Origin of the sequence: Vibrio sp. F13 (assembly GCF_020806305.2) — a bacterium.
GTDB classification, from domain to species: Bacteria; Pseudomonadota; Gammaproteobacteria; order Enterobacterales; family Vibrionaceae; genus Vibrio; species Vibrio crassostreae_C.
On sequence record NZ_CP170175.1, the window covers coordinates 3,049,470 to 3,073,011 of the forward strand.

General features: G+C 45.1%; 18 protein-coding genes and 2 pseudogenes. 4 read left to right on the forward strand and 16 right to left on the reverse strand.

What is annotated here, in order from left to right; all coding sequences use genetic code 11:
• Nucleotides 1-184: 184 nt before the first annotated feature.
• On the reverse strand, nucleotides 185-985 hold the full coding sequence (locus tag LMH68_RS14050) for a vancomycin high temperature exclusion protein (protein WP_017063589.1): 801 nt from the start codon (nucleotides 983-985) through the stop codon (nucleotides 185-187).
• A 172-nt stretch (nucleotides 986-1,157) separates the two neighbouring features.
• Nucleotides 1,158-2,846: an NAD-dependent malic enzyme gene (locus tag LMH68_RS14055; protein ID WP_017059764.1), complete on the reverse strand. Its 1,689-nt coding sequence runs from the start codon at nucleotides 2,844-2,846 to the stop codon at nucleotides 1,158-1,160.
• Between the two features lie 183 nt (nucleotides 2,847-3,029).
• On the opposite strand from LMH68_RS14055, the gene LMH68_RS14060 reads away from it, so the two are divergent.
• Both LMH68_RS14060 and LMH68_RS14065 read left to right on the forward strand, forming a co-directional pair.
• Nucleotides 3,030-5,408 carry a helicase-related protein gene (locus tag LMH68_RS14060; RefSeq protein WP_229647060.1) on the forward strand — a complete coding sequence of 793 codons (2,379 nt, stop codon included), beginning with the start codon at nucleotides 3,030-3,032 and terminating at the stop codon, nucleotides 5,406-5,408.
• 203 nt (nucleotides 5,409-5,611) lie between these two features.
• Entirely contained in the window at nucleotides 5,612-5,989 is a 378-nt protein-coding gene (locus LMH68_RS14065; protein ID WP_017059766.1) for a hypothetical protein, read from the forward strand.
• A 166-nt stretch (nucleotides 5,990-6,155) separates the two neighbouring features.
• Here the strand turns inward: LMH68_RS14065 and LMH68_RS14070 are convergent, their stop codons facing one another.
• The 8 genes and pseudogenes from LMH68_RS14070 to LMH68_RS14105 form a co-directional block, all read right to left on the reverse strand.
• Nucleotides 6,156-7,259 (reverse strand): phosphoribosylaminoimidazolesuccinocarboxamide synthase, encoded by a 1,104-nt coding sequence (locus tag LMH68_RS14070; protein WP_017055177.1) that lies wholly within the window; start codon nucleotides 7,257-7,259, stop codon nucleotides 6,156-6,158.
• Nucleotides 7,260-7,586: 327 nt separating this feature from the next.
• Nucleotides 7,587-7,994, reverse strand: a complete 408-nt coding sequence (locus tag LMH68_RS14075; RefSeq protein ID WP_017055178.1) for a SulA-like leucine-rich domain-containing protein — start codon at nucleotides 7,992-7,994, stop codon at nucleotides 7,587-7,589.
• 336 nt (nucleotides 7,995-8,330) lie between these two features.
• Nucleotides 8,331-8,519, reverse strand: coding sequence for a hypothetical protein (locus LMH68_RS14080; RefSeq protein WP_017059767.1), 189 nt, complete (start codon nucleotides 8,517-8,519; stop codon nucleotides 8,331-8,333).
• 165 nt (nucleotides 8,520-8,684) lie between these two features.
• Nucleotides 8,685-9,122 (reverse strand): annotated as a pseudogene (locus tag LMH68_RS14085) (hypothetical protein); the annotation flags it as partial.
• 80 nt (nucleotides 9,123-9,202) lie between these two features.
• Nucleotides 9,203-9,770 (reverse strand): annotated as a pseudogene (locus LMH68_RS14090) (tetratricopeptide repeat protein); the annotation flags it as partial.
• Nucleotides 9,771-9,927: 157 nt separating this feature from the next.
• Nucleotides 9,928-10,602, reverse strand: coding sequence for an OmpA family protein (locus LMH68_RS14095; protein WP_229647162.1), 675 nt, complete (start codon nucleotides 10,600-10,602; stop codon nucleotides 9,928-9,930).
• Nucleotides 10,603-10,701: 99 nt separating this feature from the next.
• Complete coding sequence (locus LMH68_RS14100) at nucleotides 10,702-11,391, reverse strand: DUF2786 domain-containing protein (protein ID WP_229647059.1); 690 nt, start codon at nucleotides 11,389-11,391, stop codon at nucleotides 10,702-10,704.
• A 209-nt stretch (nucleotides 11,392-11,600) separates the two neighbouring features.
• Complete coding sequence (locus tag LMH68_RS14105; RefSeq protein ID WP_017059770.1) at nucleotides 11,601-12,284, reverse strand: DUF3334 family protein; 684 nt, start codon at nucleotides 12,282-12,284, stop codon at nucleotides 11,601-11,603.
• 222 nt (nucleotides 12,285-12,506) lie between these two features.
• Here LMH68_RS14105 and LMH68_RS14110 point away from each other — a divergent pair, with 222 nt between their 5' ends.
• Together LMH68_RS14110 and LMH68_RS14115 are read left to right on the forward strand one after the other, a co-directional pair.
• Nucleotides 12,507-15,542, forward strand: a complete 3,036-nt coding sequence (locus LMH68_RS14110) for an FAD-binding and (Fe-S)-binding domain-containing protein (RefSeq protein WP_017066184.1) — start codon at nucleotides 12,507-12,509, stop codon at nucleotides 15,540-15,542.
• A gap of 66 nt (nucleotides 15,543-15,608) precedes the next feature.
• The gene (locus LMH68_RS14115) at nucleotides 15,609-16,070 is read left to right on the forward strand and encodes a methyltransferase family protein (RefSeq protein WP_017066183.1); all 462 of its coding nucleotides are present in this window, start codon (nucleotides 15,609-15,611) and stop codon (nucleotides 16,068-16,070) included.
• A gap of 91 nt (nucleotides 16,071-16,161) precedes the next feature.
• Here LMH68_RS14115 and LMH68_RS14120 read toward each other — a convergent pair whose 3' ends face one another.
• The 6 genes from LMH68_RS14120 to hutC all read right to left on the reverse strand — a co-directional run bounded on the left by LMH68_RS14120 (nucleotide 16,162) and on the right by hutC (nucleotide 23,514).
• Nucleotides 16,162-16,887, reverse strand: coding sequence for a DUF3581 domain-containing protein (locus LMH68_RS14120; protein ID WP_017067089.1), 726 nt, complete (start codon nucleotides 16,885-16,887; stop codon nucleotides 16,162-16,164).
• Between the two features lie 226 nt (nucleotides 16,888-17,113).
• On the reverse strand, nucleotides 17,114-18,646 hold the full coding sequence (hutH, locus tag LMH68_RS14125; protein ID WP_102332103.1) for a histidine ammonia-lyase: 1,533 nt from the start codon (nucleotides 18,644-18,646) through the stop codon (nucleotides 17,114-17,116).
• 14 nt (nucleotides 18,647-18,660) lie between these two features.
• Nucleotides 18,661-20,355 carry a urocanate hydratase gene (hutU, locus tag LMH68_RS14130; protein WP_229647058.1) on the reverse strand — a complete coding sequence of 565 codons (1,695 nt, stop codon included), beginning with the start codon at nucleotides 20,353-20,355 and terminating at the stop codon, nucleotides 18,661-18,663.
• 66 nt (nucleotides 20,356-20,421) lie between these two features.
• On the reverse strand, nucleotides 20,422-21,450 hold the full coding sequence (hutG, locus tag LMH68_RS14135) for a formimidoylglutamase (RefSeq protein ID WP_229647057.1): 1,029 nt from the start codon (nucleotides 21,448-21,450) through the stop codon (nucleotides 20,422-20,424).
• Nucleotides 21,437-22,687: an imidazolonepropionase gene (gene hutI / locus LMH68_RS14140; RefSeq protein WP_229647056.1), complete on the reverse strand. Its 1,251-nt coding sequence runs from the start codon at nucleotides 22,685-22,687 to the stop codon at nucleotides 21,437-21,439. The genes hutG and hutI overlap by 14 nt, the downstream gene beginning before the upstream one ends.
• Nucleotides 22,688-22,800: 113 nt before the next feature.
• Nucleotides 22,801-23,514: a histidine utilization repressor gene (gene hutC, locus LMH68_RS14145; RefSeq protein ID WP_017072048.1), complete on the reverse strand. Its 714-nt coding sequence runs from the start codon at nucleotides 23,512-23,514 to the stop codon at nucleotides 22,801-22,803.
• Nucleotides 23,515-23,542: the final 28 nt, after the last annotated feature.

Consider the following 23,542-nt stretch of genomic DNA (forward strand, 5'->3'; position numbering starts at 1 on the left):
TTGTTATCCTCGTTTTATTGGTGCACGACTTCATTGAGTCGTGCTTATTATTTTCGAGGTATATAGCTTGATGTAGGGTCAGACTTTGTTGGGAGAATGTTACTTAAGTTAATAAAGGCGTGTTGGTGTGTTTTTGTGTAACAGTGGGGAAATGTGAGGCAACAAATTCAAAATGTGTAGTTTTCTACACATCTGTCTCTGCTGGGTCTGCAATAGGGTTTGTTGTAGGATCTACAACAGGGTTTACAGAGGGGTCAGTCATAGGGTTTGGAATCGGAAATGATTCCGGTTTTGGACTCGATTGAATGGGCTCTTTAGGTCCAAGGAACTTTGGCGTTGTCCCCATAATATACAAATCTAAGAAGGCTTTGGTACGCGCAAAAACTTCACGTAAACGGATAGAGGTGCCTGAATGATGAGTAGGGCCTGAAACCGCTAAACATTGTGCATGAATATCGTAAGAATTAGCGATAAATAGTGCTCTTTCACAGTGGAATTTCTGAGTAATGATCAGGAAGTTGTCGGTGTCGAAGATCTTTTTAGCGCGAACAATCGAGTCTAAGGTTCTAAAGCCTGCGTAATCGAGGTTAATGCGTTCATCGGGTACACCCGCTTTCAGCAAGTCGCGTTTCATCGTCCACGGCTCATTGTAAGAGCGATGAGCGTTATCGCCGCTCAGTAGAAATTGGTCCACTTTTTCACGATCGAACAGCTCAATCGCGGCTTCGATTCGGTGCTTATAATAGTCGTTGAGTGTTCGACCCAAATATTTGCTCGTGCCAAGCACAACGGCGACCTCAAGCTCGGGCACTTCATCTATATCGTAGATGATGCGATCTTCCGCTTGCCATGAAACCCAATAATCGATCGCAATAACCGCAGCGCTGCCTACTAAGAACACGAGGAAAGCGCCAAACAGAAAACCTTGCAGTTTTTTGTAAGCTTTTTTTATGTAGCTACGGATAATGTGAGAATCAAATTTCACTCTCGGTATGGTCCTTTCACTGAGCATTAATTTTTGAGTGCTCGATAATACCAAATAAAAATGAGAAAAATCAGTTAAAAAGACAAGACAGTTTAAAGAAAAAAGCCCCTGCAATTGCAGAGGCTCATATAAGAGTCGTTAACGCTCTTTATTCCAAGCGCAGTACGCTTTATTAGAATGCCGTGCGCTTGTAGCGACGGTAAACTGGCTGCCAGAAGTGCTGGTCAATCGCTTGTTGCAGTGCTTCTTCAGTGATCTCTAGAGCAACGCCCTGTTCAATCGCCTTTTTACCTACCGCAAGAGCAATTTTCTTAGATACCGTGTGGATCTCTTCCAATGGTGGAAGTAGAGCACCTGTGCCATTGATTGCTAGTGGAGAACACGTAGCAAGTGCACGGCTTGATTCCATTAGCATTTCGTCAGTGATGCGTGAAGCATTCACAGCCAATACACCAAGGCCAATACCTGGGAAGATGTAGCTGTTGTTACACTGAGCGATTGGGTAAGTTGTGCCGTTGTGAACGACTGGCTCAAATGGGCTACCTGTCGCAACAAGTGCTTGGCCATCAGTCCAACGAATAATGTCGTTTGGCGTCGCTTCAACACGGCTTGTTGGGTTCGACAGTGGGAACACGATAGGGCGTTCACTGTGTAGGTTCATCTCTTTGATGACTTCTTTGCTGAATAGACCTGGAGCACCAGACACACCAACCAATACGGTTGGTTTCGCGTGGCGAACTACGTCTAGTAGAGAGAAACCAGTGCCATCGCTTTCCCAGTCTTTGGTGTTTTCGTTGGTTTGAACCAGACGCTGTTGGAAATCAAGCAGGTTTTGCATGCCTTCTTGTAGCAGACCCCAACGGTCAACCATGTAAACTTGAGAGCGAGCTTGTGCATCGCTGATACCTTCAGACACCATTTGGGCAATGATAGCTTCAGCAATACCACAACCTGCAGAACCCGCACCTAAGAAGGTGATGCGTTGATCTGAAAGTTTGCTGTTTGCTGCTTTACATGCTGCAAGTAGAGAACCAACCGTTACGGCTGCTGTGCCTTGGATATCATCGTTGAAACAACAGATGCGATCTTTGTAGCGCTCAAGCAGTGGCATTGCGTTCTTTTGTGCGAAATCTTCGAACTGAACTAATGCATCAGGCCAACGGCGTTGAACCGCTTGGATGAACTCTTCAACGAATGCATCGTAGTCAGCACCCGTAATACGAGGATGACGCCAGCCCATGTACATTGGGTCAGCAAGACGTTGAGGGTTGTTAGTACCCACATCGAGCACGATTGGTAGCATGTAAGCTGGGCTGATACCGCCACAAGCTGTATAAAGTGCTAGCTTACCAATTGGAATACCCATACCACCGATGCCTTGGTCTCCCAAACCAAGAATACGCTCACCATCCGTAACCACGATAACTTTAACGTTGTGGTTTGTCGCATTGTTCAGTAGGTCATCGATACGATCGCGGTTCGGGTATGAGATAAACAGACCACGGCCACGACGGTAAATATTTGAGAAGTTCTCACATGCTGCGCCAACCGTTGGCGTGTAAATGATAGGCATCATTTCAGAAATGTGGTTTTGAACTAAACGATAAAAAAGCGTTTCATTAGTGTCTTGGATGTTACGAAGGTAGATATGCTTATCCATATCACTTTCGAAGTTACAATATTGTTTGTATGCACGTCCTACTTGCTCTTGGATTGTTTCGGTTGTTTCCGGTAACAAACCTTCAAGGTTGAAAGAACTGCGCTCTTCAGCAGAGAATGCGCTGCCTTTGTTTAGAAGAGGTGTACTTAGTAGAGCAGGACCAGCATAAGGGATATATAGAGGGCGTTTATCGTTGTTCATTAGATGCCTAATATGGGAGAAAGGGTAACTGAAAAATGATAACGGTTTAGTTATTCAATTGTAAATAGTTTCTCCGCGATCTGAGCAAACAAAATGATATTCTTACCTCTGTCCCACACTTATCGAATTTCAACACGATAATTCGTTATACTTTGCTCACACTTTTTCGCTACTCGCCATTTTATGTCATTACTTCCCATCGATGCTTATCAAAACGTATTCCACGAACAAATCGCTAATTCTCACCTTGTCGTAGAGGCGGAAACCGGATCAGGTAAATCAACGCGCCTGCCACTTTGGGCCTCTCAACATGGGCGAGTGTTAGTGGTGGAGCCAAGACGCATCGCGTGTACATCACTGGCTAAATATCTCGCGCAGCGATCAGGCGAGAAGTTGGGTAGCAAAGTGGGCTATGCGATTAAGCTTGAGTCGGAATACAACGAGCAAACTAACGTTGTTTTTGTGACGCCCGGTATCGCGCTGCGTTGGTTATCAGAAGATGGACTCGCTAGTTTTGATGTGATCGTGGTGGATGAGTTTCATGAGAGGCGCTGGGACATTGATCTGCTGGTGGCGATTCTGAAGCAAAAAGCGAGTCATCGTTTGGTGATCACTTCAGCAACCATTGAGGGTGAGCGCCTTGCTCAGTATTTGGATGCGAATCGCATAAGCTGTGAAGGGCGAACTTATCTAGTTGAGATTGAACACAGAGCGAATGAATCCAGAACACTGCCTGATATCCGACATCTAGAGCAGCGTATCGCGGAAGAAGTGAATCATCAGCTGATCGCTTCTTCTGGCGATATGTTGGTTTTTCTGCCGGGTAAAAAAGAGATCGTGCAATGCGAACAAGCCTTGGCGAAAAATCCAGATATCCAAGTCGTTAAATTGCATGCGTCGGTCAGTGATAAAGAGCGAGATTCAGCCTTATCGGGTCGTAATATCAATACTGAAGGTAATGGCCTGAAAAAGGTCATCCTTGCGACCAACGTTGCAGAAACCTCATTAACCATTCCTGACATTGGCGTGGTGATAGATTCAGGATTAGAGAGACGCACCGTTCAGCGTAATGGCAGAACCACACTGATGCTTAAATCCATATCACGAGCGAGTGCCAAACAGCGAGCTGGCCGCGCGGGTAGGGTAATGGATGGCGTTTGCGTGCGTCTATATGGTGAACATGCGGCGTTAGAGTTAGTCACACCGCCTGAATTGCAGCGTGAAGAGCTGACTGAACCTATGTTGGCCGCAGCATGTTGTGGATCTCCGCTTGAGAGCTTGTCCTTCCTTGACCCTATTCCAGAGAAATCACTCAACAGTGCAACTCAAACCTTGCTGACGATGGAAGCGATTAACGCCGACTATCAAGTTACCGAGCATGGTAAAAAGCTGTATCCGTTGCCGATTGATGCTTTGTATGCCGATATCGTTACTCGAATCAAAACCAAAGCATTAAAAGAGGCGATGGTTGATCTCACTGCGGCGCTGTCCGTTCCTGCTCGCTTGTATCAGTTACCAAACAATGCAGAACATCTTGAAGCGCTCGCGCAACAAGAGAAGGAAGGGTGTGATTTAAGCCTGTTGATTCAGATTGTGCGCGGTCGAGAATATCCGCATTTAGACATCGACCAACAGGCTCTGAATGAAGCTCAAGGATTGGCGAAGCAAATGCGGGAGGTATTTGAACTTCCTCAGCTAGAAGTCGCGTCACGTTTCCAACGCATTGAATTGCTCAAGACCATTGTGAATCTGCATCCTGAACTGGTGTTTGTGCGCCGACTGAAAAGGAAAGAAGCCTTTGCCAATGGTGTTTTAGAAGTGGTGCTCGGTCGTCAGAACCGTTTCCCTGATAATGCACAAGCGATGTTGGTGTTGGATACTCACAGCTTGTCGGGAAGAGGCGTTAAGCAAACACTGACCTTAGCGACGGTCACGACACCCATTCCTCTTGAGCTTCTCATTGATGCTGAACTAGGAGAGTGGGAGCAAGGCGAAACCGTTGTGAATGATGATGGTGTTTTTACCGAGATGGCATTGGTGTACGCAGGCCGCACGATTACAACCAAACTCGTCGCCGCTGAAGGGCAACTATCGTTAAAACCTATCGTCGACCTTGTGTTAAATGGAGAGCAGCTTCCCGGTTTTGCAAAGGCTCGCACTCAAGAAATCAAACACTGGCAGTTGTATGTGAAACTTGGTCTCGATGAACAAACTAAATACACACCAGAAATTGAGAACATTAACTTTGAGCTATGGTTTATAGAGCAGCTTGAAGTACTAGGTGTTACTGATGTCAGCGAATTGGAAATGTTCGATCATGCAGACATACCGTTCGATGGCATTCCAACTTGGCTCTACTCAGAATTTTCGGAAAAATACCCGTTTGCATTGAGCCTTGCCGACTTGCAACTCGATGTTGAATACTTGCCCGCAAGAAAGCTGATTTACGTCCATTATCAGTCGGGTAGCCGAAAGTTATCGCCAAAACGTTGGGAGCTACCGACATGGTCTGGTTGGCGTATTCAGTTCAAAAAAGCGAGTCGAATAATTGATATCAAATAGATGGATAAGTTTTATCTCTAAAATATTAATCAAATAGATGCATATATGATTTTTCAGTGCTTATTTTGTTACAAGTTTGATTTTTATATTCCTTTTTAACCAATCAAAAGGTCATAAAAGACTATTCTTCTATATCCTATTGCTATAAAGAAAGAGTTGATAGATATTGAGTATATTGTGTTGCCAAAGTGTCGGGGGACATCATGGATAAACAGGAAGAGACGCGTGTAGAGTTCGATTACACAACATTTCTTGGCGCCTCATGCAGTAAAAAATGGACTTTTCTGGAAGCACTCACCACAATTGCGCCAGTGTTCAGTACCGTCTGGCGAGATAGCATTAAAGAGTTGGGCACCCCAGAGGATCGTTTATGGCAGATGGCATTGAAATCAATGTCGACGCGTAAAAGTGATGAGTCGAACATTGTTACCTTACTCAAGCTCGCTAAGCTGGAAGGGATCAATGAGCTCAAAGTGGTGATGCCATATTCACTTGAAGAAGAGCAGATCGAGTATATTGAATCGCGCAGTCATTTAGTGATTGCGGGTAATTCTGGAGAAGAGTTCACGATTAAGCTGTAACTTCAGCTCGCCTATAATCTCTCTCGAGGAATAGTAAAAACGTACACGTAAAAAGGGCCTCAAATATTGAGGCCCTTTTAGTATCTAAAACTTGAGTCTACGAGCTTATTAGCTTTCGAGCTTTTTATTTTGAGATTAAGCGATTAAGCAATTAGCAATTAAGCGACTAGTCGATTAGACCATAGTCAGCGCGCAGTACATCGATGATCTCTTGCTTAGGATTTTCGCTCAGTACGATCTCCGCACCTGTGATTTTCGCTGCGATATCAAGGTAAGTGCGAGACAGAGACATTAGAGAATCCAGTGGAAGTTCATTGTCACGAGCCAATGCTTCACGTTCTGGCATACGCTCTTTATTCAAAAGAATGTCGGCATCAGGGAAGTAGTTAAGCAAGAACTGACGGAAGCCTTCTTTTGAATTCTCAACGATGTTGCCGTTGTTATATTCCTGAGTATCCCAAATGCGAGATGAATCTGGAGTACCGACTTCGTCCATGTAGATAAGCTTTTCTTTGCCTTGAGCATCGTTGACGTAGCCAAACTCAAATTTGGTATCAACAAAGGTTTGGTCTACTTTTGCTAGCGCTTGGCTGATTACGTTGAAGCCTTCTTTAAGAAGTTTTTCGTAATGCGCGATGTCGCTTGCTTGAGTAAAGTTGAATGCTGCGAAGTTATCTTCGATGTTGTTGCGTGTGATGTTCACATCGTCAGCTTCTGGAACGCCAGGAATACCTTTCAGAATCCCTTTTGTTGAAGGCGTGATCAGTAGCTCAGGCAACTTCTTGTCTTTCTCAAGGCCTTCAGGCATCTCGATACCACAGAATTCACGTTCGCCGTTTGCGTATGCACGCCACATTGAACCAGTGATGTATTGACGACAAATCGCTTCGATCATGACTGGGCGAGCTTTTTGTACAATCCATACGAACGGGTGAGGGATATCAAGAATATGACTGTCAGCAAGTCCGTTGTCTTTAAACAATTTGAACCAGTGGTTAGAGATAGCATTCAGAGCCGCTCCCTTACCTGGAACACCTTTAAGATTCCCTTCACCACGCCAGATACAATCAAATGCAGAGATACGGTCACTGATCACCATGATTGCTAAAGGCGCATCTGGTGCTACATCGTAGCCTTTCTCTTTAATTAGTCGTTGGCTATCTTCTTCAGTTAACCAGTAGACCGAACGAACCTTGCCACTGTGGACAGGTTTATCAGTACGGATTGGTAGGTCATCATTTACGGCAAGAACTTGATCAGCAAGGCTCATTTAGACATTCCTATCTTTTATCAAACGTCATACAGAGAAGTGCGGTGTGCACATGATTAGACGGGCATTATACCCAATCTACTATTTGCTTCCAGAGAAAAAGCAAACGATTGCTAAATCTGTTGTTTAAATAAAAACCCCCGCCTAACAATCCGCTAAAAAATGGGCGAATTGTAGGGCAGGGGAAGGCAGTATGTTTGGACTGTGTTTTGGCGAATTGTTTCTTAAGTTAAATTAAGTTTGTTAGCTAAAAGATTAAGCTATGTTTGTGGACCATGTTTTTGAGCCAAAATGTTATTAAGCCAACATGTTATTAAGCAAGGTGGCTTAGTGAATACGCTCTGAATTTGCATCCATAAAGAAGACTTCACATTGAAAGCGTAACCCTAATGTTCTTAGGTACTGTTGGCTGAACTGATCAATCGATGCACTTGCAACAATCGCGCTCGCATTCTTAGAGCGGATTGCTTTCTCGACAGTCTCTACCTCAGTCATTTGATGAGAGGCTTTCATATGAATAACGCGGTCGCAGCAAACATTATGTTGCTTAAGCTGCTTAGCCGATGGTCTTGGTGTTTGAGCCGTAAACAGTAACCACTGATGTTGATTGGACAGCAACGCCATTCTTGCAAACAACGCTTCCTCGTTTGAATTTTTGCTTTTACGAGAAACTGATGTAAATGCGCAGTGAACTAGCGGGCTAGAGTGTTGTGCTTTAACGTGTGCTTGAATCATTTTGCTGTCCTTATATACATGCTGTATGTGTATACAGTAGTTTTAGTTGCTTATAAGATCAAGCGTTTTTTGCGGGATTATTGGACGATTTCGTCTGAGGTTATGGATGGTAAATGATTAAATCATTGAAAGTATTCGATAAATTAAATTTGAATGAATCTGCTGTTTTGTATCATAAGTTGAATAAATGTGAGCTTTATACAGGTGTATACACTGGTTTTTGCAGAAAAGTACTGTATATACCTGTATAGAAGAGAGAACAAAGAAGAAAGAAGATCTAAAACCACAGGCACAAAAAAAGCGCCTTAGGCGCTTTCTTATATTTCACGGTGTTGCTTATCTCAATGTCGCTTGGGAGAGTTTTGCTCTCATTTCCATTTCACCAATATTGAACTGGCGAACATCAATGGTTGCAATATCATTGCACTCGTTACATGCATGATGACACTTACCATCTAGGTAGTCGTGCTTTTTAACTAGGCTTGGCTTTTTGCACCAATCACAAACGCCTTCTATTGTGAACATATTCTCTCCTCACCTGTTTAAGTCAGGTGTATTTTCGGCGCAAATTATGACACAAGTAAGACCCATTAGTTAATAGTTTGTTACCCGTTTTTGAGAGGGGGATCGATTGCAACACCAATAAAATCGATATCTTTGAGATCTAGGAAAATGAAGATGTGTGTTTGTTTACGGTTTTGTAACATTTTGTAAAATGGTTTTTAGCGCATTGTTCAAACGTTTCATTTCTTCGTCACATCCGTGACCATCTGGATGGTAGATCTTTGATAGCTGTTTGTATCGGATCTTGATGCTTTTCTGGTCGGGGATTGAGCTAGGTGTGTAGCCAAATAGCGCGCAGGCCACCTGCAAATTACTCAGACCTTTGCTGTTTTTCTGCTTCTTCAATTCGTGGAACATAGTGTTCAGCTGGCGTTTTTGCTGCTTAATCGTAAGGTCCTTCGAGCTAAGCTGCGCTTCAAGTGATTGTTGTTGCTGTCGCGAATCACCCGACTTTAGAGCTTGTCTTTTTCTTGAGATAACGAGCGTCGCAATAATGCTGATGATTGAAATCAACACGGCCAACGCAGCACCAATCATATAGTCAGAGCTAGTTAGGTTAGAACTGGAGAGGTTAGAGCGTGATGCTTGGTTAGATTGAACGTGCTTAGATACCCCCTGACTGGTGTCTATTTCAGAGTCGATGCTGTCATCGAGCTGTTCTATTGAAGAGATCTGTTTTGCACGTTGCTGGTTGAATTGTGCTTCCAAAATGCGGTTGTAGCCCTCTTCTGCTTGTGGATTATCTTTTAAGGCTGCTTCATACCATAGCTGCGCTTTATCTAATGGTTGAAGGAGGTCTTGTTCTAGCGAGGATTCGTAGAGTTTTGCTACCTCGATAGGTGCGCGCTGGTTACCTTGCAACGCCGCTTTAATAAACCATTCCAAAGCAAGCTTGTTACTTTGTTCAACACCTGTACCTGCCAAGTACCATTCACCCAGTCTAAATTGCGCGTTTGGGTTGCCGTTTTCTGCTGACTGCGTGTACCAATACAATGCATCACTGGTGCTAACAGGAACGTCGACACCCGATTCATAAGCTTGAGCCAATTGGTATTGAGAAACTGGATCTTGAGGTTGTGATTCTAGTGAAAATTCATCACTGCTTGCTGCGTGCACGAAATGTGTGGTGGACAGTTGAATCGTGGAAAAGATGAGGGCTAGAAATAGTGTTCTAAGAAATGATGATGACAGAATGTTGGATAGGATCAGCAAAAGATAAGTCTCGTAAAAAAGCCCAGAATCGATATGTCAGTATGAATACGCTTTATGGTCGTTGATTATTATTATCACGTTAAATGAGTAACATAACTGATAAACAACTATATAGAGGTTAATTCAATAGATAAAGATGGACTGGGCTTTAATCGTGCTACTTAAGCGGCAAGATTTGAATTTCTACGCGACGGTTACAAGCACGACCTTGAGAGGTGTTATTGTCACATAGAGGGTAGCGCTCACCGTTACCACGAGCAATAGCACGACCTGCAGCAACGTCTTGAGAGATCAAGAATGCACGAACAGATTCAGCTCGACGCTCAGAAAGGATTTGGTTCGTCGATTCGCTGTCAGTGTGACCTTCAATCACTAGGCTAGTGTCTGGGTATTCAACTAGGATGCGAGCAACGCTGCGAAGGGTATTGTGAATGCTTGATTCCAAAGCGTAAGAGCCAGAATCAAAACCGATGCCGTTTTCTAGGCGAAGTAGAAGTTGGCTCTCACCGACACGTTCAACTTGAACGCCTGAATTCATTAGCTCTTCACGAAGGGCAGCTTCTTGTCGGTCAAAGTAGTAACCAATACCACCACCAACAGCGGCGCCACCGGCAGCACCAATAAGTGCACGTTTACCACGGTCTTTAGAGTCACCAGTTGCAGCACCAGCACCAGCAACGGCACCAGCGAGTGCACCAATTAGAGCGCCTTGAGTTGCAGAGTTAGCCTCAGATTCGCCAGTTGTCGCGTTTTGGCGTTGAGTTGCCTGACAACCCGTTAAAGCGATAGTAAGCGCTAGGGCTAGTGTGATTTTTTTAACGTATTTCTCCATCATGTACTTCTGTCAAACGAATGAATCCGAGTGATAAACATAGTCCTGTAAATCTTATTGATGGTTTTTATCAATACGTCGAAGCAATGTAAAGTGGCTCTATGATTTAGTTATCTTTTTAGCTGCCTGGGTACCGCTAACTGGTCGATTAACAGACAATTTACGACCTTTCTTCAAACCAACTTCATAATCGGCGGTGAGGTTTTTCATCGCTTCTCTCAGTTGCTGCTTGAACGTTTCACGGTCGATATTTTTGAATTCTTTATCAATGTAGTTATTGATCTTGTTGTTTGATTCGTCGTCGGGAGTAATGGTTGGTAGCTTTTCAAGCGCACCTTCAACCCAGCCTGAAACAAACGAGTTCACGCGGCGTGTCACTTCTAAGGACCCTGTGCCAGAGCCAGCAAAGCTATTTCTGAATTGGCCGGTGTGTTCATTCAGTTCACGATAAATGATATCGAAAGCGAACGCTGCGAAGATCGCGCGGTCGGCTTCACCAATGAACTCAACACGCTTGAGGCCTTTATGATTCAGCAATACGGCTTCTACGCCAAATTTGGTGTTGATACCGCGAATAACACGCAGCAGTGTAGAACTGATATTTGCAGGTAACAGGTGACTGGACTGAGTTTTCCCCATCTTGATAAATTCAATATCGTCTTTTTCGAGACCATATTTCAGCATCAAGTTATGCGCCATTTTTATCGCATTGGCAGCTTCATTGACGTTCGCAGAATTTCCAAGCTCAAGACACTTGGCAATTTTCTTTAGGGCTTTTTTCTTATCCATCGACAATTTAATCAGTACCGCAAATTTTTAAAAGTCCAACATTTTACATGTTTTCGCGGGTAACAGAAAGGCAAAACTGGTTTGATGAACAAGGAAGGCGGTGAACATTGAACTGCATGAGCCCAGTTGGCGGTAAAAACAAAAACGCCATCAAGCGTATTGATGGCGTTAGTGACACGTTTTTTCAATATGTCTAGAGCATTCGTAAACTAGATACCCAGTTCATCGAGTAGATCTGCCGCAGAATCATTGCCAGAGCTTTGAGCTGGCTTGTTCGCTTCTTGCATTTTTTTCTGAGTCGCCTCAAGAATGCTATCTGGACATTCGTCTTCTGCGATTTCAAATTCTTCTAATTGAATGAACTCAGTCTTATCCATCGCAAGCTCAAGGTAGAAGATGTTGTTATTAGCGGTAGAGAAGGTCACACGACGAGCTTGTGGACGGTCGAGATTGGTATCAACAGAAAGGTTAACTTGCTTGTTCAGAGCCAGCATTTTCGGTTGGTTTTGTGTGATGTTGGTTTGCAGCTCTTTGCGGATTTTATTGGTGAAATCGCCAACTAATTGGTTCATCAACTCACCCAATACATCACCCACTTCGTCTGAAGTATGAAGCACAGCAAGCTCGTTTTCAGGCATGCCCATATTGCGCATGTAATTGGTGTAGATCTCTAGCGCTGCTTTGGACGTAAAATTAATAACAACGAGACCAGAAAAGCCGCCGTCAAACAGAACGAAGCAACCAAAATCTGGCTTTAGGCTTGTCTTGTTGATCTTTTGAACCATGGCTGAATAGGACACCTGAGAAGCCGTCGCTGAAGTCAGTACGCTTGAGACTGATTGGCATAGTTTAAGAAGGATATCTTCAGTTGTGACTGTTTTGTTTTTTTTCATTGTGATGTGCTCGTGGAGATGTCTTAAACAAAATGTTATTCAGTATATTGTTACTGAATTAAGACGAAAGTGACTATTTCTCCATTCTTGCACTGAGATTCTGATTTGATCACCTTTTTATATGATCTTAATAGTAGTAAAGTGACGAAATTCAAAGAAAATTATTATAAATCTCAGATAACCCAATGCTGATAGGATCAGCGAAGTAGGGGCAGGAAGCAAATGTTACCAAGACTTCAACTCAATGCTGATGTCGATCCAGTTGTCGTACGCTTTTTAGATGAACTAAAAACAGCGGGCTTTACTGGCGACATTGAATCTCAATATTCTAGCCGTTTGGCTGTGGCGACTGATAATAGTGTCTATCAGCAATTGCCGCAGGCGGTCATCCTTCCTAAAACAACGCAAGACGTTGTGCTTATCGGTAAAGTGGTTTCTAAATCCGCTTACGAACGCGTGACTTTTTCCCCTCGTGGCGGCGGTACCGGAACCAACGGACAATCTTTAACAAAAGGTGTCGTGGTTGACCTGTCGCGATACATGAATAAGGTTCTTGAGATTAACGAGAAAGAGGGCTGGGTAAGAGTTCAGTCTGGTGTCGTTAAAGATCAATTGAACGACGCTGTTCGCCCTTATGGTTACTTTTTCTCTCCAGACCTTTCTACCAGTAACCGAGCAACCTTGGGTGGCATGATCAATACCGATGCTTCGGGCCAAGGGTCATTGAAGTACGGCAAAACGTCTGACCATGTATTGTCGCTGCAAGCGGTGTTCGCAGATGGTTCATGTCTAGAATCTGATTTATCACACGGCTTACCTGTAGAGGGTGAATTCGCTCACCATGCACTTGCGGTGACAGAGGCGGTTTGTCGAGACAAACGCGCTCAAATCTTAGATAAATTCCCTCCGCTGAATCGCTTCTTAACAGGCTATGACCTAAAGAATGCAATCAACGAACAAGATGACAGCTTTGACCTAACTCGCGTTCTATGTGGCGCTGAAGGTTCTTTAGCATTCATCACGGAAGCAAAGTTAAACCTAACCAAGATTCCAAAAGCGCGCACACTGGTTAACGTGAAATACAACACGTTTGATTCTGCGCTGCGTAATGCGCCGTTCATGGTGGAAGCGAAAGCACTGTCTGTTGAAACGGTAGATTCAAGAGTATTGAACCTAGCGAAGCAAGACATCGTTTGGCACACCGTGAGCGATTTGCTGACTGATGTTCCGAACAAAGAGATGCTTGGCATCAACATGGTTGAGTTTGCAGGCCAAGATGAAGCGGAAGTTGAACAGCAAGTTCAAGCGCTGACTGCACGCCTTGAAACCATGGTTGAAAGCGAAGAAGCCGGCGTGATTGGTTTTCAAGTTTGTAGCGATTTGGCGAGCATTGGCCGAATCTACAACATGCGTAAGAAAGCAGTGGGTCTGTTAGGTGCGGCGAAAGGCCGAGCTAAGCCAGTCGCTTTTGCTGAAGATACTTGTGTACCACCAGAAAACCTCGCGGATTTCATCTCTGAATTTAGAGTGTTACTCGATTCAAAAGAGTTGAATTACGGCATGTTTGGTCACGTTGACGCGGGCGTATTACACGTTCGTCCAGCATTGGATCTGTGTGACCCGATGCAAGAAGCATTGATGCATGAAGTCTCTGATGAAGTGGTTAAGCTGGTGGCGAAATACGGCGGTTTAATGTGGGGCGAGCACGGTAAAGGTTTCCGTTCTGAGTATGGCCCAGACTTCTTTGGTGAAGAGCTGTTTACCGAATTAAGACGTATTAAAGCAGCATTCGACCCGCACAACAAGATGAACCCAGGCAAGATCTGTACGCCTTTAGAAAGTGACGCTGAATTGGTGAAAGTCACCGATACCAAGCGTGGTTTCTACGACCGTCAGATCGACGTACAAGTTCGTGACAGCTTCAAGCAAGCAATGGAATGTAACGGTAACGGCTTGTGTTTCAACTACGATACTAGCTCGCCAATGTGTCCTTCAATGAAAGTTACGGCTGACCGACGTCACTCACCCAAAGGCCGCGCAGGCTTGGTAAGAGAGTGGTTGCGTCAACTGACTGAACAAGGCGTTGATATTCTCGACCTTGAGCAAGAAGCGTTGAAAGACAACACACCCGTTAAGACTATGATTGAGCGTGTTCGCAATACGATGAACAAACGCCATGAGTACGATTTCTCGCATGAAGTTCATGAGGCGATGAACGGTTGTTTGGCGTGTAAAGCGTGTGCGAGTCAATGTCCGATCAAAGTCGATGTACCAAGTTTCCGTTCTCGATTCTTGAACATCTACTACTCGCGTTACCAGCGCCCTGCAAAAGATTATCTAGTTGCCAACATTGAAACCATGCTGCCGTTGATGGCGAAAGCGCCAAAAGTAGTCAACGCTGCATTGGGTCAAAAGTGGATCCAAACGGCAACAGCTAAAACGGTCGGTTATGTTGATGCACCATTGATGTCGGTGCCTACGCTCAAAAATCGTCTAGCGAGTAAAGAGCTGCAACTCTTCGATTTACAGTATTTAGAAGGCTTGTCTTCTGAACAGAAGAAACAGCATGTGCTGATCGTTCAAGACCCGTTTACCAGCTTCTATGATGCCGAGGTGATTGAAGACTTTGTCACTCTGGCTCAAAAACTTGGCAAAACTCCGGTACTGCTGCCGTTCAAACCGAATGGTAAAGCGTTGCACATCAAGGGCTTCTTAAATCGTTTTGCACGTGAGGCGAAATCGACTTCGGATTTCTTGTCGATGGTGGCGGATATCGGAATTCCTTTGGTCGGTGTTGATCCTGCTCTTGTGCTTTGTTACCGCGATGAATACGTCGAGATCTTAGGTGACAAGCGCGGCGACTTTGATGTACTTACTGTGCATGAATGGTTAATGCCATCGCTAGGTGAGTTCGAAGCACGCTCAGCAAGTGAAGATATGTGGTACTTGTTTGCTCACTGTACTGAGAAAACCAAAATGCCGAACGCTGAAAAAGAGTGGGGTACTATCTTCAAACACTTTGGGGCGGCGTTAACCAGCGTTCCTGTCGGCTGTTGTGGTATGGCGGGAACTTTCGGCCACGAAGTCGATAAGCTACAAATGTCGAAAGACATATATGGTTTAAGCTGGAAGCCTCAAATGCAGGACTTACCAAAAGATCGTTGCTTGGTGACGGGCTATTCTTGCCGCAGCCAAGTGAAGCGTTTTGAAGGTGAGAAGCTTGCTCACCCATTACAGGCGCTAGCAAAAATTCTCTAATACATTTAGCCCAGCAATTGCTGGGCTTTTTTCTAAACTAACAAAGGAATGTTAATAAGGAAAAGTATGAAATTTCTAGAATTAAAAGTACCACCAGTTGCACTGTTCATTATTGTATTCGTAGCATCATACTTCTGCGCTCAACAGTTGAGCCAAGGGACACTGGCATTGCCTTATGGAATGATTGTGTTAGGAATCGGAGTCACATTGAGTGGTGTGATCGGAATATCCGGTATATTGGAATTTCGAAAACAGAAAACCACCGTTAACCCGATCAAAGTAGAAACCGCTTCAGCCGTCGTGGACAGTGGAATTTTTGGCTACACGCGAAACCCAATGTACTTAGGGTTGTTCATCCTGCTATTTTGCTTTGGCTACTTCTTCCAGAATATCTTCAGTGTACTACTTAGCTTTGGCTTCGTAATCTACATGAATTACTTCCAAATCAAACCCGAAGAGCGAGCACTAGAACAATTATTCGGCGCAGAATATGTTGATTACAAACAAAAGGTTAGACGCTGGATTTAGTGATGATTTGAGTGCTGGCTTAGTAATCGAAATAAAAAAGCCCAGCTTGAGATTATCAAGCTGGGCTTTATTGATCTTGTTCTAGAGCTGATTAAGCAGCTGCTGTGAACTGAGCTAGAAACATCTCTTTGCGTTCGTTGAAGCGGTTTACTAGGTCGTCTACAGAAGCTTGGTCGTATGGCTTAAGGCCACTTGCTACCATACGCTTCACGCCTTTACCTACTACTTCGCCGTCTTCTTTGAAATCGAAGTTCAGGGTCACGATGCCACGTTTGCCTTCAACATCAAAAGTCGCGCCAGAGAATTCAACTTCTGGGTGAGACAGGTCTAGGCGAGTAAATTCAACTTCCATGCTCTCGTAAATCACTAGAGGACGTTGGCAGTTGATCATCATTTGTTGTTCTTCCATAAGAGGAACCATGATGTGTGGGAAGTTCATGCCAGAGAACTTAACGTAGTTTGTTACTACGTGCTCGATGAATGCTTGATCATGGCTCTTCTCACCTTCACAAGACATGTGTAGGTACTCTTTACCATTTGCATCGATAAGTGAGCTCTCTTTTTCACACTTGTTGTCAACGCTTAACGCAATACCGTTACCAACCATACCTGAAAAATCAAAACGCATTTTTTGGCTGATGCCTTCTTTTTGCAGAAGTACTGCAAATAAAAGATCGCCAGGTACACAGAAGCGCTTGTTGTCTTCATCGTGAATCGGGTTGAAATCGCCAGCTACTTTTTTAGCAAAGTGGCTTGCTTGTTCACGAGTGAATTGAAATTGATTGTCTTCAGTAGAAAAGTAAGGTGTCAGAAACATAGTATCGCTATTAGTCATCAAATCTGGGGTGGATTATAGCTAACTAACTTCGTTCTAATGGTCTATCCAGTTAACTTTGCTTATATATCAGTCAATTAGATAAATACGTTAGATGGTATATGACGATTTGAAGGGAAATGTGGCCTTTGGCTCAATGCAACAAGGGCTAATCGATAGCCCTTGTTTATATGACACTCTAATGGGTGTTGTTTAGAATGTTTTTGCTTTAAAAGCTACACAAAGTGCCTTCTGGCATTAGGTGATTATGAACGGATAATTTGAGCAATAAGTTCGCTTGTTCAATATCCGGTGCAAAATATCTGTCTTTGTCGTAGAAGCTGACTTTTTCACGCAAAATCTGTTTCGCTTCTTCCACACGAGGAGAGGATAGATTCGGAGCACGGAAATCGAGCCCTTGTGCTGCTGCTAAATATTCTACTGCTAATATCCCACGGGTGTTTTCAGCCATGTATCTAAGTCTACGAGCGGCAAAGGTAGCCATTGATACGTGATCTTCTTGGTTTGCCGATGTTGGAAGGCTGTCTACTGAAGCTGGGTGTGCCAGTGTTTTATTCTCGCTTGCCAGAGCAGCAGACGTTACTTGAGCAATCATAAAGCCTGAGTTAACGCCGCCGTTATCGACTAAGAAAGGTGGAAGTTTGCTTAGTGCGCTATCAATCAGCAGTGCCATTCTTCGTTCAGAAAGGCTACCAATTTCTGCAATCGCAAGTGCTAGGTTATCCGCTGCCATTGCCACAGGTTCTGCGTGGAAGTTACCACCTGAAATAATGTCGCCGTCTTCAGCAAATACCAGTGGGTTATCCGATACCGAGTTCGCTTCAACGTTTAACGTTTCTGCTGAATTACGAATTTGCTGTAAACAGGCACCCATCACTTGAGGCTGACAGCGCAACGAGTAAGGGTCTTGAACCTTTTCACAGCAAGTGTGTGATTCACCAATCTCACTCTTTTGATCAAGCATATGGCGATAAGCAAGCGCGGCATCCATTTGACCACGATGACCACGAACGCGATGAATTCGAGGGTCAAACGGACGACGACTACCCAGTGCAGCTTCAACAGACATTGCACCACATACGGTTGCAGACGCAAACAAGTCTTCCGCTGCGAACAGACCTTCTAATGCAAAGGCAGTCGATGCTTGTGTGCCGTTTAACAGTGCTAAGCCTTCTTTCGGCGCAAGTGTGATTGGTTCAAGACCTGCGATCTGCATTGCTTCTAAGCCAGTGATGATCTTGCCGTTGTGGCGTGCTTGGCCTTCACCTAGCAGAACGGTACTCATGTGGGCGAGGGGAGCAAGATCTCCAGATGCGCCTACTGATCCTTTTTGTGGAACACACGGGTAAACCTGCGCGTTCACAAGATCGATAAGAGCGTTAATCACTTTGAGGCGGATACCAGAGTAACCGCGAGACAAGCTGTTAATCTTCAATACCATCATCAAGCGTACGGTTTCATCAGACATGAACTTGCCAATGCCCGCAGCGTGAGAAAGTACGATACTTTTCTGTAGAACTTCGAGATCTTCAGGCGCAATCTTGGTGTTTGCTAATAAGCCAAAACCCGTGTTGATGCCATACACAGTGCGGTCTTCAGCAATCACTTGTTCGACAACTTGCATGCTCGCTTCGATATCCGGGATTGCTGCAGGATCGAGTGATAAGTTCACAGGGCTACGGCTGATTTTTCGAAGTTCAGATAGGCCAAGAAGTCCTGGCTTAAGTAATAAGTTCAACATGTTCTCTCCAGACATTAAAGGCGACGAAGTTCTTCGTTTAGCATAGGTAAATCAAGCTTCTGCTCTTTGGCACATTGCTTGGCAATATCGTAACCTGCATCAGCATGACGCATAACGCCGGTTGCTGGGTCATTGTGAAGTACGCGAGCAATACGCTGTGATGCATCTTCACTGCCGTCACAACAAATCACCATGCCTGAGTGTTGCGAGAAGCCCATACCAACGCCACCACCGTGGTGCAAAGAAACCCAAGTTGCGCCGCCCGCTGTGTTCAGAAGGGCATTCAATAGAGGCCAATCTGATACGGCATCTGATCCATCCATCATGCCTTCTGTTTCGCGGTTCGGGCTTGCTACTGAACCTGAATCTAGGTGGTCACGACCGATAACAACTGGTGCTTTCAGTTCGCCATTTTTCACCATTTCATTGAATGCTTGGCCTAAGCGTTCACGATCTTTCAAGCCAACCCAACAAATACGCGCAGGCAGGCCTTGGAACTGAATGCGTTCACGCGCCATATCTAGCCAGTTATGTAGATGTGGGTTGTCTGGAATCAGTTCTTTTACTTTTTGGTCTGTTTTGTAGATGTCTTCTGGGTCACCAGATAGTGCCGCCCAACGGAAAGGACCAATACCTTCGCAGAATAAAGGTCGAATATAAGCCGGAACGAAACCCGGGAAATCAAACGCGTTTTCTACGCCTTCTTCCAGTGCCATTTGGCGAATGTTATTACCGTAATCCACGGTCGCTGCGCTGCGGTATTGCAGGTCTAACATCGCTTGTACTTGAATCGCCATAGATTGCTTAGCGGCTTTCACCACTTTTGCTTCATCAATGGAGCGCTCTTGTGCGGCTTTCTCCATCGTCCAACCTTGCGGCAAGTAGCCGTTAAGAGGATCGTGGGCAGAGGTTTGGTCAGTCACCACATCAGGTGTGATATTGCGTTCAACTAACTCTGGGAAGACGTCTGCGGCGTTACCTAATAAGCCAACAGAGATTGGCGTGTCTGACTCTTTAATGATTGCCATCGCTTCATCTAAGCTGGTGGCTTTTTTGTCTACATAGCCAGTACGCAAGCGGTAGTCGATTCGTGATTCATCACACTCCACTGCGATCATTGAGAAGCCAGCCATCGTTGCAGCAAGAGGTTGAGCGCCGCCCATTCCACCAAGACCGCCCGTTAGAACCCACTTGCCGTTTGCTTCGCCTTGGAAGTGCTTCTTCGCGATAGCGACAAAGGTTTCGTAAGTACCTTGAACGATGCCTTGTGAACCAATGTAGATCCAGCTGCCCGCGGTCATTTGGCCGTACATCATCAAGCCTTCTTTATCGAGCTCGTTGAAGTGTTCCCAGTTCGCCCAGTGTGGAACAAGGTTCGAGTTAGCGATCAGTACGCGAGGTGCGTTTTTATGAGTCGGGAACACGCCCACAGGTTTACCTGATTGAACAAGTAAGGTTTGGTCGTCCTCTAAACGCTCCAATACTTCCACTATCTTGTCATAACATTTCCAATCACGCGCAGCGCGACCAATACCGCCATAAACAACCAATGCATGTGGGTGTTCTGCCACATCAGGGTCTAGGTTGTTCATCAGCATACGCAGTGGTGCTTCTGTTAACCAAGATTTAGCGCGCAAAGTGGTGCCATGAGGTGCGCGAATTTCGCGAGTCGTGTCGAGACGAGGGTCACTGTTGTGGTGTTCCGTCATTTTGGAATTCCTTCTGTTTCACGTTATATCGTTGTAGTTGTAGTTGTAGTTATCGGTATAGCTGGATTAGTCGCTGGCCATTGCACTGGCAATATCCCAACACAAACGAGCTGCCAATCGAGCCGTTTGGCCATCGACGTCGTAGTCCGGGTTATATTCTGCAATGTCCGCGATAATGAGTTTTTTACTGTGTTGGAAAATCTGTTCTAGAAAAGGAGCGAGTGCTTCATAGCTCACGCCTCTTGCCGCTGGTGCACTTACGCCCGGCGCAGTAGCTGCGGGGAAAACATCGAGATCAATGGTGAGATAGAGATAATCACACTCAGCGATGAATTTTTGTAACTTGATCAGTTGAGCGACTTGATTCACTTGGGTCATGTTGCGGTCGTGTTCATACCACACGCCCAGTTGGTCAGCTTTGTTAAACAGCGCTTTGGTATTGCTGGCGGCACTCACACCAAGACAAGCGTAATGAAACGGCCACTGATGTGCGTGGCAGTAATCACTGATCTGGTTAAAAGGCGTGCCGGAGCTCGGTTTAACATCGGTGATGTCGCTTTCAAATTCACGAAGATCAAAGTGAGCATCAAAATTAACGATGCCGATCTTAGGATTGTGTTCTGATTGAATTTTATTTAGGTGCTCAGCGAGACCTTGGAACGTTGCCCAAGCCACCTCGTGACCACCGCCAAGGGTAATCACTTTGTTGGTTGCTAAGGCATTGGCAATCACAGAAGCACACTGTTTTTGGCTGACTTCTAATTGACCATCATTGCACTCGATATCACCAAGATCGGCGATGTGTGCGTCACTGTGCCAAGCCATATTCGCCAACGCTTGGCGTATCAAGTTAGGTGCTTGTTTCGCGCCCACGCGTCCTTTATTTCTTGCAACACCGGCATCGCTGGCAAAGCCTACCAAGGCGATATCACCGTCAGTCAGCTTGTCACTTAACTCACTACTTTGCACTTGCTTGGTAATGTGATGAACGCGAGTACCGAGTGCGCCATCTTCAAGATCATTACGTCCGGTCCACACAAAGTTATGCACGGTTGTTGCGTTCTCTTGGATAGCGTTGGATTTAGATTGAGTCATGACACACCTCGCCATTAACAATGCGTTTATGCAGGTGAGGAACACCGACTTGATAGCTTAGATCTGCAGGGTGGTCGATGTTCCAGATAGCCAAATCTGCGGCATAACCGATTTCGACTTTGCCTTTGGTTTGTGACTTACCAATGGCAGCCGCCGCGTTACAAGTTACACCGCGTAGCGCTTCTTCAGGCGTCGTACCAAACAGGGTGCAGCTCATGTTCATCATCAGCGTTAAGTCTGCAAAGGGAGATGTGCCGGGGTTTAGGTCGGTCGCGATCGCCATTGGGATTTTGTGTTCACGAAGTAAAGCAATAGGTGGCTGTTGAGTCTCTTTCAGGAAGTAGAAAGCACCGGGTAGCAAGGTGGCAACTGTGCCTGATTCTGCCAGTGCTTTTACTCCGGTTTCATCAAGGTATTCAACATGGTCAACAGAGAGTGCGCCGTATTTAGCTGCAAGCGCGCTGCCACCCATATTCGAAAGTTGTTCAGTGTGGCCTTTAATCGCGAGGCCATGTGCTTTGGCTGCTGCAAATACACGTTCGGTTTGTTCTAGGTTGAAGCCGATAGATTCGCAAAACACGTCAACTGCATCGGCGAGCCCTTGCTCTGCAGCTTTAGGAATGATCTCTTGGCAAACCAGATCGATATAGCTGTCCGGTTGCTCTTTGTATTCGGGTGGCACAGCATGCGCTGCAAGGAGAGTAGTGGTGATCTTAATTCGGCGATGATTCTCTAAAGCTTTGGCTGCGCGTAACATTTTGAGTTCATCATCAAGTGTTAAACCATAGCCAGATTTTACTTCGATGCTGGTTACGCCACTTCTTAGTAGGCCATCAAGTCTCGGTAATGCCATTTCAACCAGCTCAGACTCTTGCGCTGCGCGTGTTGCAGTGACTGTCGCTAGAATGCCGCCGCCTTGCTTGGCGATGTCGGTGTAAGACACACCATTCAAACGCTGCTCAAATTCATTGGCACGATTACCCGCAAATACGAGGTGAGTGTGGCAATCAATTAATCCGGGTGTCACTAGCTTGTTCTTACAGTCATAGGTGACGTAATCCAAAGAACCATCAACACGTACTTGTTCTAACTCAGAAGCAAGTGCGCCTTGGTTTGAACAAGAGATGGACACGATTTTACCGCTTTCGATAACGATATCTTGAGGGGAAGAGGGCTGATAACCGTCGACTCCCGAGCTCATGGAGACCACTCGTGCATTTTTGAGGATCAAATTCATAATCACCTAGATCTTTGCTAAACATTAAATGTATATACAAATAAATAGGCTAAACGCTGACCCGAATCAAGTCGATGTTGCAAAAATGTGATCGGCGATCAGGATGATGTTCTTTAATTTAGAAGTATCTTGGAGCTTAATTTGTACTTAGAACCAGGATGGTAGAGCAATGCAAAGCTGATGAGGCGCTCTTTACTCCATGTTCTTCTATTCAAAAGTAGGCAAGGTTCTGATTCAGATAGCTTTAGTGACGTTCTGATTTGAGAGTCAGGAATAATGGCTTCAACCGTGTGCTCGATTGCACTCAACGGGCAGCTTTTTGAAAGGTATTCATTGGGTGTAGAGGTTGAAAAGTCTTGCTCTAGGTATTTTGGTGCGGCTTGCGAGTTCACCCAGCGCGCTTCCAATTGAATCGGTGTGTTGTCAGCAAAGTGGATGATTTCACTATAGAATACTTCGGCATTGATCATCACACCTAACCGTGTCGCGGTGCTTTCATCTGCCTTGATGCTCTTGTGCTTGATAACCTGGCTAGCATACGTTTGACCTCGGTCTTTGATCTCTTGTGCGATGTTGTTGATATCAAGCAGCGGAGATTGCGCTTTTTCGTCTGGTTCACAAACAAAAGTACCTAGCCTTGGCTTCCTGATGAGTTTGCCTTCAGACACAAGATCTCGAATGGCTTTATTGACCGTCATTCGACTCACATTGAACTGCTCTGTGAGTTCGAGTTCTGTGGTTATCTGGTAACCCACTGGCCAGTGACCACTGTTGATATTATCGTCTATGAACTGTTTTATCTGAAGGTAGAGCGGCGCTTTCGACATAATGAAACCTTATTTGACTATACAAATA

Coding starts and splice junctions, on each gene's coding strand:
- LMH68_RS14055 (WP_017059764.1), bottom strand. CDS start 2,846: ATGAACAACGATAAACGCCCTCTATATATCCCTTATGCTGGTCCTGCT.
- LMH68_RS14115 (WP_017066183.1), top strand. CDS start 15,609: ATGAAATTTCTAGAATTAAAAGTACCACCAGTTGCACTGTTCATTATT.
- LMH68_RS14095 (WP_229647162.1), bottom strand. CDS start 10,602: ATGGAGAAATACGTTAAAAAAATCACACTAGCCCTAGCGCTTACTATC.
- hutC (WP_017072048.1), bottom strand. CDS start 23,514: ATGTCGAAAGCGCCGCTCTACCTTCAGATAAAACAGTTCATAGACGAT.
- hutG (WP_229647057.1), bottom strand. CDS start 21,450: ATGACTCAATCTAAATCCAACGCTATCCAAGAGAACGCAACAACCGTG.
- LMH68_RS14110 (WP_017066184.1), top strand. CDS start 12,507: ATGTTACCAAGACTTCAACTCAATGCTGATGTCGATCCAGTTGTCGTA.
- LMH68_RS14065 (WP_017059766.1), top strand. CDS start 5,612: ATGGATAAACAGGAAGAGACGCGTGTAGAGTTCGATTACACAACATTT.
- LMH68_RS14105 (WP_017059770.1), bottom strand. CDS start 12,284: ATGAAAAAAAACAAAACAGTCACAACTGAAGATATCCTTCTTAAACTA.
- LMH68_RS14100 (WP_229647059.1), bottom strand. CDS start 11,391: ATGGATAAGAAAAAAGCCCTAAAGAAAATTGCCAAGTGTCTTGAGCTT.
- hutH (WP_102332103.1), bottom strand. CDS start 18,646: ATGTTGAACTTATTACTTAAGCCAGGACTTCTTGGCCTATCTGAACTT.
- LMH68_RS14060 (WP_229647060.1), top strand. CDS start 3,030: ATGTCATTACTTCCCATCGATGCTTATCAAAACGTATTCCACGAACAA.
- hutI (WP_229647056.1), bottom strand. CDS start 22,687: ATGAATTTGATCCTCAAAAATGCACGAGTGGTCTCCATGAGCTCGGGA.
- LMH68_RS14075 (WP_017055178.1), bottom strand. CDS start 7,994: ATGATTCAAGCACACGTTAAAGCACAACACTCTAGCCCGCTAGTTCAC.
- hutU (WP_229647058.1), bottom strand. CDS start 20,355: ATGACGGAACACCACAACAGTGACCCTCGTCTCGACACGACTCGCGAA.
- LMH68_RS14080 (WP_017059767.1), bottom strand. CDS start 8,519: ATGTTCACAATAGAAGGCGTTTGTGATTGGTGCAAAAAGCCAAGCCTA.
- LMH68_RS14070 (WP_017055177.1), bottom strand. CDS start 7,259: ATGAGCCTTGCTGATCAAGTTCTTGCCGTAAATGATGACCTACCAATC.
- LMH68_RS14120 (WP_017067089.1), bottom strand. CDS start 16,887: ATGTTTCTGACACCTTACTTTTCTACTGAAGACAATCAATTTCAATTC.